The organism is Pseudomonas sp. TUM22785, from assembly GCF_028198105.1.
GTDB lineage: Bacteria > Pseudomonadota > Gammaproteobacteria > Pseudomonadales > Pseudomonadaceae > Metapseudomonas > Metapseudomonas solani.
In genome coordinates, this window is sequence record NZ_CP116239.1 from 160805 (window position 1) to 175500 (window position 14696).

Below are 14696 nucleotides of genomic sequence, written 5' to 3' on the forward strand. Positions count from 1 at the left end.
CGGACAACACTGGCGCGGCCCTTTGCAGCATGCCATCCTCCCTCTGGTCTGCCGCAGCGCAGAGCTGTTGCGGCGCCTTGGGCGCTGTTCTGGATGAACAGCACGGACACAAAAACAACAAACCGTCAAAGAGGCATCTATGCGTAAACCGGAACTCGCCGCCGCCATCGCCGAAAAGGCCGATCTCACCAAGGATCAGGCCAATCGTGTACTCAACGCCGTTCTCGAAGAAATCACCAGCGCGCTGAACCGCAAGGACAGTGTGACCCTGGTCGGTTTCGGCACCTTCCTGCAGCGCCATCGCGGTGCTCGCACTGGCAAGAACCCCCAGACCGGTCAACCGGTCAAGATCAAGGCCAGCAACACCGTTGCCTTCAAACCGGGCAAGTCCCTGAAGGACGCGGTCAACTAAGGCCATGGACGCCCGGGGCCGCCAGGCTCCGGGCGTGATCTGACAGCCCTTTCACCCATCCCAAGTCTGGCTGTAGTCCCGCTCGCAAACCGCTACAATGCGCCGCCGTTCCATTTTCAGCCGAGGCTCGTGCGCATGAAATTCCGTCTTCTCCTCTGGATGCTGGGCCGCCTGATGGCCAAGGCCAGCCGTGACAACGCCGCTTTTCAGGAGCAGCTCGCCGGCAAGGACCTGGTGTTCCAGTTGCACACCCTGGACGGCAAGGTCGCGCGGCATTTCATCGTCAAGGACCAGCGCGTGACCAGCAAGCGTGGCACCGCCGAGGCTCCGGCCTTCGCCATCGGCTTCAAGGATGGTGCCTACGGTTTCGCCACCATGAACGCCAAGAACAAGCAGCTGGCTTTCATGCAGGGCATCCAGAACAAGGACATCCAGATCCAGGGCAACCCTGCGCTGGTGATCTGGTTCCAGGGCCTGACCAAGTACCTGGTGCCGAAGAAGAAGGCCGCCGCCAAAAAGGCTGCCTGATCCGCATTCGGTCGCTGCGCTGCTGGTCGGCGCGCGGCCCTTTCGCTAGGCTGATCCGTATGCGCCCTTCTCTGGCGAGGGCGCTCGTCCTGACGGAATCCAGTCCATGCGCGCCCTTCTCGCTCTTCCGCTGCTGCTTGGCAGCCTCGCCGCCTTTGCGGCCCCGAAACCCGATGATCTGACCAAGGCCTTCGAACTGGCCGGCGTGCGCCTGCTCTGCGAGCAGAGCGGGCCGCTGTTGCAGCGCAGCGCACCGGAGCGTTACCTGAAGCAGCTGAACAAGGCCTTCGAGGCCGATGCCCTGTGCCGTGACCTGGCCAGCGCCATTGCGCCGAAGGTGAGTGCCGAGCAGCTCGCCCAGGTGGAGGCGGCCCTCGACAGCCCCCTGGCGCAACGCTTCACCGCCGCCGAGCGCGACGTGGGTGAAGGCCTGGCCGCCTACCGCACCCAACTGGCCGACAAGCCGCCCCGGGCCGACCGGCTGGGGCTGGTACGCCGGCTCGACAAGGCCGCACGCACCACCGACCTGGCGTCCTTGCTGCGCTATGAGGTGGGCAAGACCCTGGCCATGCTGACCCTGCGCCAGCGTGGCGAGAAGATCAGCGAGAAGGCCCTGGCCGAGCAGACCGCCAAGCAGGCCGAAGGCATCCGCGCCAGCAGCGAGCAGGCGGTGGAGTCCTTCATGCTCTATGCCTATCGGCAGATGCCCAGCGACCAGGTACAGGCTTACGCGGAGCTCTACGAGCGCCCGGCGGTCAAGCAGCTGCTGGCATTGAGCCTGGAGGCCTTCCCCGGTGTCTTCGCCAAGCGCCGGGCGTTGTTGAAGTAGTGCGGGACGGGCTGCGGGGTGCAGCCATGGAACTGAACCCATGAAAAAGGGGCCGCGAGGCCCCTTTTCTACAACCGCTTCACGCCACTCAGTGGGGCGTGAACTGGGAAGCCAGTTCGCGCAGTGCGGCTTCGGCTTCCAGCACCTTGCTCACCGATTCCTCGGCCTTGTCGCGGGAGAGGCCCAGGCGCTCGAACAGCTCGTCAGGGATTTCCTCCACCGGGCCGGTGCCGATGCCACGGGAGCGCAGCAGGCTGACCGCCAGGCACACCAGGTTCGGGTAGGCGGCATGGTCGCCGTCGTAGTGCGGGTCGTGCTGGAAGCGCAGGCTGGTGGCCAGTTCTTCGGGCATGTCCCAGAAGCGCATCAGCCAGCTGCCGATCTGCTCGCGGGTGATGCCCAGCAGGTGCTGCTCGACATAGCCGTGGGCCAGGTGCGGGTTGACCTCCAGGTGACGGCAGATCAGCGAGAAGTGCGGCGGGAAGACGTGGGCCAGCACCAGGTAGCCGAAGTTGTGCAGCAGGCCGCCGAGGTAGGTCAGGCCGGCTTCGGGACGCTGGGCGCGGGGAATGGCGCGGGTCAGGCCTTCGATCACTGCAGCGGTGTAGATCGCCTGGTGCCAGTAGGGCGTGGCGTGCTGCGGCTGCTCGCGCGGCAGGCTGAGGGTCTTGCCCAGGGCCAGGCCGAGGGCCAGGTTGATCACCAGGTCGAAGCCCAGCACGCGGACGATGGCGTCTTCCACCGAGCGGATCTTGCCGGGGGCCGCGTAGTAGGGCGACGCGGCCCAGCTCACCACCTGGGCGGCCAGGGCCGGGTCGGTTTCGACCACGCCGGTGATGTCGTCGACGGTGGCGTTGGGATCGACCCGCAGCTTGATGATCTTCTGCGCGGTTTCCGGCAGCGGCGGAATCTCGATGGTCTCCTCGAGGCGCTGCTGGATGCGGCGGGCGGTGAAGGCCTGGACCGCCTGGGTGATTTCGGCGCGGTCGTCGTCAGGGCGATCGAGGTTGAGGCGGATGCTGCTCAGCGGCACGCCGAAACGGGCGGCGCTGGCCTTGCTGAGCAGCTGGCGGAAGTCTTCGGCGGCCAGTTCCAGCAACACGCCGGCGTGCCCGGACTCGATCAGCAGCAGCGGCTCCTGCAGCAGGCGCTCGTCGTACAGGCAGGGCGAGCTGGTCAGCGGCGGCAGGGCCGGCAGGGTGTTGAGGTCGTGCTTGCCGAGCATGCGCTCGAAGCGCTCCGGCTTCACGGCCACCAGCTTGCGCCCGGTCAGTTCGGCGAGGCGGTTGAGGTCCAGCAACTGGTTGCGCGGGTAGAACACCAGCAGGGTGCCGACGGCGTCTTCCAGCAGAACTGCCTGTACGCGGCGGGCCGGCTCCAGGGAGGGCTCTTCGAGGCGTATCTGGTAGGGCAGGCCCAGCTTGTCCAGCAATTGCAGGATCACCGACGGGGCTTGGGGTTCTGTATCTGGAGCGAGAGCGACTTCGGTCATGGGTAGCATCCAGCGAAAAAACGACTGCCCGGAGTATAACGAGCGGCCTGGGTGACTGATGGGTCAGGCGACCAGCGCAGTGTGCGCTGCGTCACACTTGACCGTATTGCTGGCCGTGTCGCAACCAGCGCTCCAATAACGGACTCACATGCTGCGGCCAGCGTTCCATCAAGGCTTGCGCGGCGTCGCGCACCGCCGGCAGCAGGTCGGCGTCGCGCATCAGGTCGGCAACCTTGAACTGCAGCAGCCCGGTCTGCCGGGTGCCGAGCATTTCGCCGGGGCCGCGCAGTTCCAGGTCCTTCTCGGCGATGACGAAGCCATCGCTGGTTTCACGCATGATGCCCAGGCGCTCGCGTCCGAGCTGTGACAGCGGCGGGTGATAGAGCAGTACGCAGTGGCTGGCGGCGCTGCCCCGCCCGACACGCCCGCGCAACTGGTGCAGCTGGGCGAGGCCGAGGCGCTCGGGGTTCTCGATGATCATCAGGCTGGAGTTGGGCACGTCGACGCCCACCTCGATGACGGTGGTGGCCACCAGCAGTTGCAGCTTGCCTTCCTTGAACTCGTTCATCACTGCCGCTTTTTCCGGTGCCTTCATGCGGCCGTGGATCAGCCCCACGCGCAGCTCGCCGAGGGCGGAAGACAGCTCTTCGAAGGTGGTTTCCGCCGCCTGGCAGGTGAGCTCTTCGGATTCTTCGATCAGGGTGCAGACCCAGTAGGCCTGGCGGCCTTCCTGGCAGGCGGCGCGAACGCGTTCGATCACTTCGATGCGGCGGTTGTCGGCCACCAGCACGGTGTTCACCGGCGTACGCCCGGGGGGCAGCTCGTCGAGGATCGAGGTGTCGAGGTCGGCGTAGGCGCTCATGGCCAGCGTTCGCGGGATGGGCGTGGCGGTCATGATCAGCTGGTGCGGGCTGAGGCGGCCGTCGATGCCCTTCTTGCGCAGGGCCAGGCGCTGCTGCACGCCGAAGCGGTGCTGTTCGTCGATGATCACCAGGGCCAGGCGCTTGAACTGCACCTCGTCCTGGAACAGCGCATGGGTGCCGACCACCATGGGGGTGCCGGCGGCGATCTGCTCCAGCGCGGCGGCGCGGGCCTTGCCCTTGAGCTTGCCGGCGAGCCAGGCGACTTCGATGCCCAGCGGCTGCAGCCACTTGCTGAAGTTGAGGAAGTGCTGCTCGGCGAGGATCTCGGTGGGCGCCATCAGGGCGACCTGGTAGCCGGCCTCCAGGGCCTGCAGGGCGGCCAGGGCCGCGACTACCGTCTTGCCGGCGCCGACGTCGCCCTGCACCAGGCGCAGCATGGGTTCGGGCTGGGCGAGGTCGTAGGCGATTTCGGCGCCGACCCGTTGCTGGGCGCCGGTGGGCGTGAAGCCGAGATTCGCCAGGTAGCGCTGCGGCAGCTTCTTCGCAGGCGGCAGTTGCGGTGCCTGCTGGGCGCGCTGGGTTTCCCGCAGGCGCTGCAGGGAGAGCTGGTGGGTGAGCAGCTCTTCGAAGGCGAGGCGGTGCTGGGCCCAGTGCTGGCCTTCGGCGAGTTCGTCGAGGTCGGCGTCCGGCGGCGGCCGGTGCAGGTAGCGGATGGCTTCGTCCAGCGGGCCCAGGCGGTAGTCGCGGGCCAGCTCCTCCGGCAGCCAGTCCGGTAGGCTCTCTGGCCCCAGGCGCGCCAGGGCCAGCTGGCTGAGCTGGCGCAGGCGCTGCTGGGTCAGGCCTTCGGTGGTCGGGTAGATGGGCGTCAGGGTCTGCTCCACCGGGGCCGGTTCCTCGCCATTCAGCGCGCGGTACTCGGGGTGGTAGATCTCCAGGCCCGAGGCGCCGGGGCGGGCTTCGCCGTAGCAGCGCAGCTGGGTGCCGCGCTTGAGGCCTTCCTTCTGCGCATTGCTGAAGTGGTAGAAGCGCAGGCTGAGCGCGCCGGTGCCGTCGTGCAGGCGTACCAGCAGGCTGCGGCGCTTGCCCATGACCACGTCGGCGCCGGTGACGGTTCCTTCGACCACCGCGTCCTGGCCCGGGCGCAGGGCGCCGATGGGCACCACGCGGGTGCGGTCCTGGTAGCGCAGCGGGAGGTGGAAGAGGATGTCCTGAAGGTTTTCCAGGCCGACCTTGGCGAGCTTTTCCGCCAGGGCGTCACCGACGCCCTTGAGCACGGTGACGGGAACTTGCGCGAGCTCGGTCATGCCGGTTGCGGTTCGGCCTGTGCCTGCTCCGGACGTGCGACCGAGCAGAGGCGGATGGAGTCGGCCAGCACTTCGATGGCGCGCGGACGCGGGAAGCTGGCGCGCCAGGCGATGGCGACGGTGCGGAACGGCACCGGCGGCGTCAGCGGGCGGATCTCGATCACGCCGGGGGCGTAGTGGTGGCTGTCGACGGCGGAGAACGGCAGGATCGAGACGCCGAGGCCGGAGGCGACCATGTGGCGGATGGTTTCCAGGGAGCTGGATTCGACCGTCGTGTGCTTGGCGCTGTCCTCGCCGCCCTTGCGCAGGGTGGGGCAGGCTTCCAGCACCTGGTCGCGGAAGCAGTGGCCTTCGCCGAGCAGCAGCAGGCTCTTGTCGTTGAGCAGCTCGCTGTCGATGGTCTTCTTCGCCGTCCAGGGGTGGTTAGCCGGCAGCAGCACGTAGAAGGGTTCGTCGTAGAGCGGTTTGGTCAGTACATCGGCTTCGGCGAAAGGCAGCGCGATGATGATGGCATCCAGCTCGCCGGTGCGCAGCTTGTCGCGTAGCACGTGGGTGAAGTTTTCTTCGATGTACAGCGGCATCTGTGGTGCGACGCGGTGCAGCTGGGGAATCAGGTGCGGGAACAGGTAGGGGCCGACGGTGTAGATGGCGCCGACCTTGAGCGGTGCGGTGAGCTGGTTCTTGCCAGCCTGGGCCAGTTCGCGGATGCCCTGGGCCTGTTCGAGGACCTTTTGTGCCTGGGTGACGATGCCCTCGCCGACCGGGGTCAGGCGCACGGCGCTCTTGCTGCGCTCGAAGATCAGCACGCCCAGCTCGTCCTCGAGCTTCTTCACACCCACCGACAGGGTCGGCTGGCTGACGTGGCAGCGTTCCGCTGCACGGCCGAAGTGCTGTTCCTGGGCGAGGGTGACGATGTAGCGCAGTTCGGTGAGGGTCATAGTCTTATTCCATTGGAGTGGCCCAAGCATAGCGGCTGCTCTCAATGGAACCAACAGCAGCCGCCCCCTTTGCGGGGGCGGATTCACTCAGCGGCGACGGTCCAGCGAGTAGACGAAGGGCGCCGTCACTTCCAGCACGCCGTTGGTCAGCAGCTCCGGCGGTGGCGGCGGCAGCGGCTGGGCGCGGCGGATCATTTCCAGGGTGGCGCGATCGAGCGAGGCGCTGCCCGACTTGCCGGTGATGCTGTAGGCGGTGACCTTGCCTTCGCCATCCACGGTGAAGCGCAGGCGGTTGACGCCTTCGAAGTTCCGGCGACGGGCGTCTTCCGGGTACTTCTTGAAGCGGGCCAGGTGAGCCATCAGCTTGCTCTGCCAGGTTTCCTTGGCCTGGGAGGGCGCGCTGGCCATGCTCTGCTGCGGTGCGGCCGGCTTGTCGTCACTGGGGGCGGCGGTGGTCGGCGCGGAGACCGTTTCCTTGACCGACTCCTGCTCCTGGGGCTTCTGCTCGGGCTTGGGCTCCGGGGGCTTGGGTTTCGGCGGCTTCGGCTTGGGTTTCGGCTTGGGTGCGATGGCGATGGTCGGCTTGGGCGCCTCGGCCAGCTTGGGCAGCGGGTCCGGCTCCGGCTCGACGCGCGGGGGCGGCGGCGGAGTGGGCATCGGGGCTGGTGCGGGCAGCGGCTCCAGCTCGATCATCATGGCCGCCGGCGGCAGTTCGATGGGTTCGACTGTGGCATGCCAGAACAGCGCCCACCAGAACACCAAGGCATGGATGCCAAGTATCACGAGGAAGCTGGTGGACCACGAGAGGGTGCGTTTGACCTCGCTCATTTACTTCCCGACCGTCTCGAGTCCCACCAGGCCGATTTTCAGGTAACCGGCGCCACGCATGGCGTCCATCACTTCCATCAGCTTGCCGTAATCAACCGACTTGTCGCCGCGGACGAAGATGGTCTTGTCCTTGTCGGCGTTGGTCAGCTTGTCGAGTTCGGCGCCCAGTCTTTCCTGCGGGACCTGGATGTTGTCCAGGTACAGGCTCTGGTCTTCCTTGATGCTCAGGTAGATCGGCTTGTCCGGACGGGGCGCGGGTTTGGCGGTGGAGGCCGGCAGGTCGACCTTGATGTCGACCGTGGCCAGGGGCGCCGCAACCATGAAGATGATCAGCAGCACCAGCATGACGTCGATGAATGGGGTGACATTGATCTCGTGGGTTTCCTGGAGATCGTCACCGCCTTCGTTCAGATGCAGGCCCATTGGATCAGCTCACCTTGACCATGTGCGGGGCCTGGCTGCGGTCGGCAGGCAGGTGGTCGAGGTCGCGGCTGACCAGCAGCAGGACCTGGGCGGACGCGTCGGCCACCTGGGCCTTGTAGCCGGCGATGGAGCGAGCGAAGACGTTGTAGATGACGACCGCGGGGATGGCCGCGACCAGACCCATGGCAGTGGCCAGCAGGGCCTCGGCGATACCGGGGGCGACCACGGCGAGGTTGGTGGTCTGGGATTTGGCGATGCCGATGAAGCTGTTCATGATGCCCCACACGGTGCCGAACAGGCCGACGAAGGGTGCGGTGGAGCCGATGGTGGCAAGCACGCCGGTGCCTTGGCTCATCTGGCGGCCGCTGGCGGCGACCAGGCGCTCCAGGCGGAAGCTGACGCGTTCCTTGATGCCTTCCTTCTCGCGGGTATTGGCCGAAAGCTTCATTTCTTCCAGGGCGTCGTGCACCAGGACACGCGACAGGCTGCCTTCGCGGCTGGCGCTTTCGGCGGCTTCCGGCAGGTTGCGGGCGGCCTTCAGGTTGGCCAGCTCCTGGCGCAGGCGACGCTTGGCGCCCAGCAGTTCGATGCCTTTGGCGACCCAGACAGTCCAGGTGAGGATCGAGGCCAGTGCCAGGCCGATCATCACGCCCTTAACCACCATGTCGGCGTTCTGGTACATGCCCCAGGGCGACAGGTCGTGGCCCAGGCCGTTGTCGGCTTCCTCGCCAGCCAGCGCGCCGTCCAGGGCACCGCCACTCAACGCGGCGGCCAGGTCCTGGCCGAGCTTCTCGCCTTCGGTGAGGCGGTCCATGGTGGTGGTGATTTCCTCGGGGGAGGCGCCACGTTCCTGCATCTTCTGGCGGGTCGCTTCGCGGATCTGCTCCGGGGTGGCCTGCGGGCCGAGGGTTTCGATCGACTCACGCAGGGCGGTCAGGCCGATGGACTCGGGGGCGGCAACCGGTTCGCCAGCCACCGGCGTGGCGACGGGTGATGCAGCGGGGGCCTGGGCTTCGGCAGCGGCCGGTGCCGGGGTGGTCGGCTCCTCTGCGAACGCCGCGCCAGCCGGGAGCAGCATCAGGCTGATCATCAGTGCCGCAACGGGGCGGGAAAAGCGGGAGACGATGGTGGGCTGGGCGAGGGATGCAATAGGTTTCATGGCCGGACCTGACGAGAAAATTGCGGTTTCGTCCGTATTCGATGGAGAGGTCACGGACAAAAGGGCGAACATTATTGCAAGTAATTCTTGTTTATAAAAGTGACAATGTAACTTTATTACCTTTGTTCGGCCGGGCGGCAGGGGTTTGGCGATTGGTCCGCCGGCCCCTATGCTCTGCACTTTTCCCTGGAGTACGCCCCCTATGTCCGCTTCTCCCTCCTTGCTGATCGCCGGTTGCGGCGATGTTGGCAGCCGTCTCGCCCTGCGGATGCTCGAGGCTGGCTGGCCGGTCCATGGGCTGCGACGAAATGCCTCGGCGTTGCCCGATGGCGTGCTGCCGGTGGCCGGTGACCTGGAGGTGCCCGAGCGCCCTACCGCCTGGCCCGAGGGGCAGCTGGATTACCTGGTGTACTGCGCCGCCGCCACCCAGCACGATGAGGCCGGCTATCGCTCCGCCTACGTCGAGGGCCTGCGCCATGTGCTGGCCTGGCTGGAGCAGTCCGGCCAGCGCCCGCGCCGCCTGTTCTTCGTTTCCAGCAGCGGCGTGTACGCGCAGAAGGATGGCGAGTGGGTCGACGAGACCTCGCCGGCCGAGGCCGAGGGCTATTCCGGTCGCATCATGCTGGATGCTGAGCGCCTGGCCCGCGAGAGCGGCATTCCGGCCACTGTGGTGCGCCTGACCGGCATCTACGGTCCCGGCCGCGAGTGGCTGCTGAAGCAGGTGCGCATGGGTTACCGCGTGGTCAGCGAGCCGCCGCTGTTCGCCAACCGCATCCATGCCGAGGACGCCGCCGGCCTGCTGGCCTTCCTGCTCCAGGCCGATGCCCGTGGCGTCGAACTGGCCGAGGACTACCTGGGCGTCGACGACGCACCGGCACCGCTGCACGAAGTGGTGGGCTGGTTGCGCGAGACCCTGGGCGTCACCGAGTGGGCGGAGGAATCCACCGTACGCCGCTCCGGCAGCAAGCGTTGCAGCAATGCCCGCGCCCGCGCCCTCGGCTGGGAGCCGCTCTACCCCAGCTACCGCGAAGGCTATGCCGCCGTGCTGAAAGGCGCCTGAGGCTGGACGCCAACCGCATGCTCGCCCGCCCCTGGCTGCCAGGGGTGGAGCTGTTCCATGCGGATTTCTCCGGGCAGCCCTTCGGCCGCCACAGCCATGATGCCTTCGCCATCGGCGCCATTCTCGAAGGCGTGGGTGGCTATCAGTGCCGGGGTGCCCGCCATGCGCTGGCCGCTGGCACGCTGTCGCTGATGAACCCCGAGGAGCCCCATACCGGGCACGCCATCAGCGAGCGCCTGGTCTACCGCATGCTCTACATCGAAGAGTCCCGGTTGCCGGCGTTGCTGGGGCGCAAGCGCCTGCCTACCGGTTTCACCACGCTCAACCCAGGGGACGATGGCGCCGTGGCGGCGGGGCTGGCGCGCCTGGCCGAGGAGTTCGGGCGCAATGACCCATTGGCCCTGGAGAGCGAGCTGCTGGCGCTGCTGGAGCGGGTCTTCGTGCGCCATGGCGGGCTGCGTGCGGCAGCGCCGGCAAGCCGGGATGGCGGCATGACCGCCTTCCTGCGGGACTATCTGGAGGCCCACCATGCCGAGGCGGTGAGCCTGGAGCAGCTGGCGGCCCTGGTGCAGCGCCACCCGCGCCACCTGATCGAGGCCTTCCGCCGCGCCTATGGCGTGCCGCCCCATACCTACCTGCTGCAACGCCGGGTGCGCGAAGCCAAGCGCCTGCTGCTGGGTGACCAGTCACCGCTGGAGGTGGCGCTCGGCCTCGGTTTTTACGACCAGGCGCATTTCTCCGGCACCTTCAAGCGTTTCACCGGCGTGACGCCGGGGCAGTTCCGTCGCGCCGCGCGCACCTGAGTTTTCTCCAAGACCGGGCCGCCACCGGGCCACGACACTGGCGCCTCGTTCCCTGGAGGCCCCGTCGATGTTCGCCCTGTTCCTGCTGGTTGCCGGCACCCATTTCGCCGCGTTGCTTTCCCCGGGCCCGGATTTCTTCCTGCTGCTGCGTGCGGCGCTGACCCGTGGCCGCCGCCATGCCGATGGCTGTGCGGCGGGCATCGCCCTGGCCAATCTGGCGAGCATGCTGCTGGTGCTGCTGGCGTTGAGCTTTCTACCGGCCGATGGCAGCTGGCTGTGGCGAGCCCTGCAGTTGCTGGGCGGCGCCTATTTTCTCTGGCTCGGCGGGCAGGCCCTGATGGCGCACCGGCGCCTGCAATTGCCGGAAGGCGGCGAGGCCGGGCACGAGGGTTGCTGGCGGCAGGGGCTGCTGGAGGGGCTGGCGGCGAGCAGCCTGAATCCCAAGCTGCCGATCTTCTATGCAGGGCTGTTCGGCGTGTTGCGCAACTCGGCCATGCCCGCGTGGGGGCTGGGGCTGTCCATGTTGTGGATGACCCTGGTGGTGCTGGGCTGGGACATGGGGTTGGTGCGCCTGCTGGGGCACTCGCGCTGGCGGCTGTGGCTGCAACGCCGGGTGGCGCTGCTGGACAGGGCCTGCGGGGCCTTGCTGGCGGCGCTGGGCGCCTGGCTGGTGGCCAGCGCCTTCTGAGTCGGCTGGTTACTGGCGTTCCAGCAACCAGGCGCGCTTGCCGGGGGCGTACTCGGGCATCTCGTCGATCTGTGCGCGGTTGCCGGCTTCGAGGATCTCCAGGCGATTGCCGTCGTGGACGAAGATCCACGGGCTGCCCTGGGTGCCCAGTTGCAGCCAGATGCTGTCGTTTTCGCCACTCATGGCCGCACAATCACCGGCTAGACACAGGGCGAAGCGGTCGGCGCCGGGCAGGCCTTCGAGGCTGCCGTCGGGGTGGAACAGCACCAGGCCACCCTGGCCCATGCCTTCGAGAATCTTCCAGGTTCCACCGAGGTAGGCCTCGTAGAGGGCGTACTCGAAGCTGCTGCCTTCGGGGGCATCGGCTGCGGCGGGCTTGGCCGGGTGGACGAAGCGCTGCTCGGGCAGGTTCTCGCTGGATTTCTGCACCAGCTCCTTGCCGTCGAGGCCGAGTTGTTCGTGGAATTCATCGCCATAGAAGTCGACGCGCCAGTTCGCCTTGCCCTGGCTGACCAGGCGGCCTTCGCCCAGCTCGAAACCGTTGCTGTAGTTGGCGGTGCCGGCCTTGGCGTCGATCTGCCATTCCAGGTTGGGGCCGTAGGCGAGAAGGGATTCGCGCAGCTTGCCTTCCTTCGCCGCTTCATCGATGGCGGCCTGGTTGATCCAGATGCCGCTGGGATCGGAGGGGGCGCTGGAGCAGCCGGCGAGTGCGGCTGCGGCGATCAGCAGGGCGAGGGTCGAGCGCATGACGGGTTCCTTCATGAAACGGTGGAGCGGCGGGGCCGGAGCCCCGCACGGGTGATCGTTATTCGATCACCAGGATGGCGTCCATTTCCACCTGCGAGCCGCGCGGCAGGGCGGCGACGCCGATGGCGGCACGGGCGGGATAGGGCTGTTCGAAGTAGCGGCCCATCACTTCGTTGACCTTGGCGAAGTGCGACAGGTCGGTGAGGAAGATGTTGAGCTTGACGATGTCCTTGAAGGAGCCGCCTGCGGCTTCGGCCACGGCCTTCAGGTTCTCGAAGACCTGAACGGTCTGGGCTTCGAAGCCTTCCACCAGTTCCATGGTCTTGGGGTCGAGGGGGATCTGCCCGGACATGTAGACGGTGTTGCCGGCCTTGATCGCCTGGGAGTAGGTGCCGATGGCGGCAGGGGCCTTGTCGCTGTTGATCACGGTCTTGCTCATGCGGAACTCCTTGGTCCTGAGGGTTCTGCTACGCGCGCACCCGGGTGATGCGGATCACCCCCTTCAGCGCACGCAGCTTCTTGATCACGCGGGCCAGATGCACGCGGTCGTGCACGCTGACCACCAGCTGGACGACGCTGATGCGGCCGTCGCGCTCGTCCATGCTGATCTTCTCGATGTTGCCGTCGGCGGCGTTGACGCTGCTGGCCAGCAGGGCGATCAGGCCGCGCTGGTGTTCCAGCTCGACGCGCAGTTCGACGTTGAATTCGCCCGCGACATCCTTGGCCCAGGAGAGCTGGATGCACTTCTCCGGGTTATGGCGGATGTCGCCAATGTTCTTGCAGCTTTCCAGGTGCACGACCATGCCCTTGCCGGCGGACAGGTGGCCGACGATGGGGTCGCCGGGGATCGGCGTGCAGCACTTGGCGTAGCTGAGCACCAGGCCCTCGGTGCCGCGGATGGCCAGCGGGCCTTCGGCGCTGGGCAGCTGCTCGCCTTCGCTGGCCAGCATGCGCCGGGCGACCACATAGGCCATGCGGTTGCCCAGGCCGATGTCTTCCAGCAGGTCCTCGATGACGTCGAGGCGGTACTCGGCGAGCACCGCCTGCACCCGTTCCGGAGCGATGCGGTCGAGGCCGCTCTCGAAGCCGGCCAGCACCTTGTTCAGCAGGCGCTCGCCGAGGCTGATGGACTCGGAGCGACGCTGCAGCTTGAGGGCGTGGCGGATGTGGGTGCGGGCCTTGCCGGTGACCACGAAGTTGAGCCAGGCCGGGTTCGGGCGCGCGCCGGGGGCGGTGACGATCTCCACCGTCTCGCCGCTCTGCAGCGGTTCGGACAGCGGCGCCAGGCGACGGTTGATGCGGCAGGCGATGCAGGTGTTGCCGACGTCGGTGTGAACCGCGTAGGCGAAGTCGACGGCCGTGGAGCCTTTGGGCAGCTCCATGATGCGGCCCTTGGGGGTGAAGATGTAGACCTCGTCCGGGAACAGGTCGATCTTCACGCTCTCGATGAATTCCAGGGAGTTGCCAGCACGTTGCTGCAGCTCCAGCACGCCTTTCACCCACTGGCGGGCGCGGGCGTGGGTGCCCTTGGGCTGGTCGTCCTCGGCGGACTTGTACAGCCAGTGGGCGGCGATGCCGTTGTTGGCCATCTCTTCCATCTCGCGGGTGCGGATCTGGATCTCGATGGGCACGCCGTGCATGCCGAACAGCGTGGTGTGCAACGACTGGTAGCCGTTGGCCTTGGGAATCGCGATGTAGTCCTTGAAGCGGCCGGGCAGCGGCTTGTACAGGTTGTGCACGGCGCCGAGCACGCGGTAGCAGGTATCGACCTTGTCGACGATGATGCGGAACGCGTAGACGTCCATGATCTCGTTGAAGGCTCGACGCTTGCCGCGCATCTTCTTGTAGATGCTGTAGAGGTGCTTCTCGCGGCCGATCACTTCGCCTTCCATGCCTTCGCGGGCCAGGCAATGGGTCAGCGACTCCTCGATCTTGTTGACGATTTCCTTGCGGTTGCCACGGGCGCGCCGGACCGCGGCGCGGATGCGCTCGGAGCGCATCGGGTGCATCGCCTTGAAGCCCAGGTCCTCGAACTCGATGCGCATGCTGTGCATGCCCAGGCGGTTGGCGATGGGGGCGTAGATCTCGAGGGTTTCCTTGGCGATGCGCCGACGCTTCTCGCCGGACAGCACTTCCAGGGTGCGCATGTTGTGCAGGCGGTCGGCCAGCTTGACCAGGATCACGCGGATGTCGCGCGCCATGGCCATGGCCATCTTCTGGAAGTTCTCGGCCTGGGCCTCGGCCTTGGTCTCGAAGTTCATCTGGGTCAGCTTGCTGACCCCGTCCACCAGCTCGGCGACTGTGTCGCCGAATTGCGCGGTGAGCGCTTCCTTGGCGATGCCGGTGTCCTCGATCACGTCGTGCAGCATCGCGGCCATCAGGCTCTGATGGTCCATGTGCATGTCGGCGAGGATGTTGGCGACGGCGAGCGGGTGGGTGACGTAGGCCTCGCCGCTGCGGCGGCGCTGCCCGTCATGGGCTTGCTCGGCGTAGAAATACGCTCGGCGGACCAGGTTGACCTGGTCGTTGCCGAGGTAGGTCGAAAGGCGTTCGGCGAAGGCCTCTATGCTCGGCAAGGCGTTACTCCTTCCCGGCTGCTGCGGCCCTGCGCCGTACGACGTC

Annotated in this window: 15 protein-coding genes; 6 read left to right on the plus strand and 9 right to left on the minus strand. The window is 67.0% G+C overall.

What is annotated here, in order from left to right:
* Positions 1 to 139 precede the first annotated feature (139 nt).
* The 3 genes from PI990_RS00755 to PI990_RS00765 all read left to right on the plus strand — a co-directional run bounded on the left by PI990_RS00755 (position 140) and on the right by PI990_RS00765 (position 1769).
* Entirely contained in the window at positions 140 to 412 is a 273-nt protein-coding gene (locus tag PI990_RS00755) for an HU family DNA-binding protein (RefSeq protein ID WP_021218870.1), read from the plus strand.
* Between the two features lie 135 nt (positions 413 to 547).
* Positions 548 to 940, plus strand: coding sequence for a hypothetical protein (locus PI990_RS00760; protein ID WP_031287521.1), 393 nt, complete (start codon positions 548 to 550; stop codon positions 938 to 940).
* Positions 941 to 1046: 106 nt separating this feature from the next.
* Entirely contained in the window at positions 1047 to 1769 is a 723-nt protein-coding gene (locus PI990_RS00765) for a hypothetical protein (RefSeq protein WP_043240956.1), read from the plus strand.
* An 88-nt stretch (positions 1770 to 1857) separates the two neighbouring features.
* On the opposite strand, the gene PI990_RS00770 is transcribed toward PI990_RS00765, so the two are convergent.
* The 6 genes from PI990_RS00770 to exbB form a co-directional block, all read right to left on the minus strand.
* The gene (locus PI990_RS00770) at positions 1858 to 3261 is read right to left on the minus strand and encodes an aminoacyl-tRNA deacylase and HDOD domain-containing protein (protein WP_184488248.1); all 1404 of its coding nucleotides are present in this window, start codon (positions 3259 to 3261) and stop codon (positions 1858 to 1860) included.
* A 91-nt stretch (positions 3262 to 3352) separates the two neighbouring features.
* Entirely contained in the window at positions 3353 to 5428 is a 2076-nt protein-coding gene (gene recG, locus PI990_RS00775) for an ATP-dependent DNA helicase RecG (protein ID WP_043240961.1), read from the minus strand.
* Complete coding sequence (locus tag PI990_RS00780; protein ID WP_021218904.1) at positions 5425 to 6366, minus strand: hydrogen peroxide-inducible genes activator; 942 nt, start codon at positions 6364 to 6366, stop codon at positions 5425 to 5427. Before PI990_RS00780 ends, recG begins: the two co-directional genes overlap by 4 nt.
* A gap of 87 nt (positions 6367 to 6453) precedes the next feature.
* On the minus strand, positions 6454 to 7194 hold the full coding sequence (locus tag PI990_RS00785; protein WP_021218905.1) for an energy transducer TonB: 741 nt from the start codon (positions 7192 to 7194) through the stop codon (positions 6454 to 6456).
* Positions 7195 to 7617: a TonB system transport protein ExbD gene (exbD, locus tag PI990_RS00790; protein ID WP_021218906.1), complete on the minus strand. Its 423-nt coding sequence runs from the start codon at positions 7615 to 7617 to the stop codon at positions 7195 to 7197.
* A gap of 4 nt (positions 7618 to 7621) precedes the next feature.
* Positions 7622 to 8776, minus strand: a complete 1155-nt coding sequence (gene exbB, locus PI990_RS00795) for a tonB-system energizer ExbB (RefSeq protein ID WP_271659576.1) — start codon at positions 8774 to 8776, stop codon at positions 7622 to 7624.
* Between the two features lie 202 nt (positions 8777 to 8978).
* Here exbB and PI990_RS00800 point away from each other — a divergent pair, with 202 nt between their 5' ends.
* The 3 genes from PI990_RS00800 to PI990_RS00810 all read left to right on the plus strand — a co-directional run bounded on the left by PI990_RS00800 (position 8979) and on the right by PI990_RS00810 (position 11327).
* A complete protein-coding gene (locus PI990_RS00800) occupies positions 8979 to 9836 on the plus strand; it encodes an NAD-dependent epimerase/dehydratase family protein (RefSeq protein WP_271659577.1) in 858 nt (285 codons plus the stop codon).
* Positions 9837 to 9838: 2 nt separating this feature from the next.
* Positions 9839 to 10639 carry a helix-turn-helix transcriptional regulator gene (locus PI990_RS00805; RefSeq protein ID WP_031287550.1) on the plus strand — a complete coding sequence of 267 codons (801 nt, stop codon included), beginning with the start codon at positions 9839 to 9841 and terminating at the stop codon, positions 10637 to 10639.
* A gap of 67 nt (positions 10640 to 10706) precedes the next feature.
* Positions 10707 to 11327 carry a LysE family translocator gene (locus PI990_RS00810; RefSeq protein WP_271659578.1) on the plus strand — a complete coding sequence of 207 codons (621 nt, stop codon included), beginning with the start codon at positions 10707 to 10709 and terminating at the stop codon, positions 11325 to 11327.
* Between the two features lie 9 nt (positions 11328 to 11336).
* Here the strand turns inward: PI990_RS00810 and PI990_RS00815 are convergent, their stop codons facing one another.
* The 3 genes from PI990_RS00815 to spoT are packed head-to-tail and all read right to left on the minus strand — an operon-like array spanning position 11337 to position 14650.
* Positions 11337 to 12074: a hypothetical protein gene (locus PI990_RS00815; protein ID WP_271659579.1), complete on the minus strand. Its 738-nt coding sequence runs from the start codon at positions 12072 to 12074 to the stop codon at positions 11337 to 11339.
* A 58-nt stretch (positions 12075 to 12132) separates the two neighbouring features.
* Entirely contained in the window at positions 12133 to 12513 is a 381-nt protein-coding gene (locus tag PI990_RS00820) for a RidA family protein (protein ID WP_021218912.1), read from the minus strand.
* Positions 12514 to 12541: 28 nt separating this feature from the next.
* Positions 12542 to 14650: a bifunctional GTP diphosphokinase/guanosine-3',5'-bis pyrophosphate 3'-pyrophosphohydrolase gene (gene spoT, locus PI990_RS00825; RefSeq protein ID WP_021218913.1), complete on the minus strand. Its 2109-nt coding sequence runs from the start codon at positions 14648 to 14650 to the stop codon at positions 12542 to 12544.
* Between the last annotated feature and the right edge of the window lie 46 nt (positions 14651 to 14696).

Bases quoted from the DNA above. Each gene is read 5' to 3' on its own strand.
- PI990_RS00780 (WP_021218904.1), bottom strand. From the start codon at position 6,366: ATGACCCTCACCGAACTGCGCTACATCGTCACCCTCGCCCAGGAACAG.
- PI990_RS00815 (WP_271659579.1), bottom strand. From the start codon at position 12,074: ATGCGCTCGACCCTCGCCCTGCTGATCGCCGCAGCCGCACTCGCCGGC.
- PI990_RS00800 (WP_271659577.1), top strand. From the start codon at position 8,979: ATGTCCGCTTCTCCCTCCTTGCTGATCGCCGGTTGCGGCGATGTTGGC.
- PI990_RS00755 (WP_021218870.1), top strand. From the start codon at position 140: ATGCGTAAACCGGAACTCGCCGCCGCCATCGCCGAAAAGGCCGATCTC.
- exbB (WP_271659576.1), bottom strand. From the start codon at position 8,776: ATGAAACCTATTGCATCCCTCGCCCAGCCCACCATCGTCTCCCGCTTT.
- PI990_RS00760 (WP_031287521.1), top strand. From the start codon at position 548: ATGAAATTCCGTCTTCTCCTCTGGATGCTGGGCCGCCTGATGGCCAAG.
- exbD (WP_021218906.1), bottom strand. From the start codon at position 7,617: ATGGGCCTGCATCTGAACGAAGGCGGTGACGATCTCCAGGAAACCCAC.
- PI990_RS00785 (WP_021218905.1), bottom strand. From the start codon at position 7,194: ATGAGCGAGGTCAAACGCACCCTCTCGTGGTCCACCAGCTTCCTCGTG.
- recG (WP_043240961.1), bottom strand. From the start codon at position 5,428: ATGACCGAGCTCGCGCAAGTTCCCGTCACCGTGCTCAAGGGCGTCGGT.
- PI990_RS00765 (WP_043240956.1), top strand. From the start codon at position 1,047: ATGCGCGCCCTTCTCGCTCTTCCGCTGCTGCTTGGCAGCCTCGCCGCC.
- PI990_RS00820 (WP_021218912.1), bottom strand. From the start codon at position 12,513: ATGAGCAAGACCGTGATCAACAGCGACAAGGCCCCTGCCGCCATCGGC.
- PI990_RS00810 (WP_271659578.1), top strand. From the start codon at position 10,707: ATGTTCGCCCTGTTCCTGCTGGTTGCCGGCACCCATTTCGCCGCGTTG.
- PI990_RS00770 (WP_184488248.1), bottom strand. From the start codon at position 3,261: ATGACCGAAGTCGCTCTCGCTCCAGATACAGAACCCCAAGCCCCGTCG.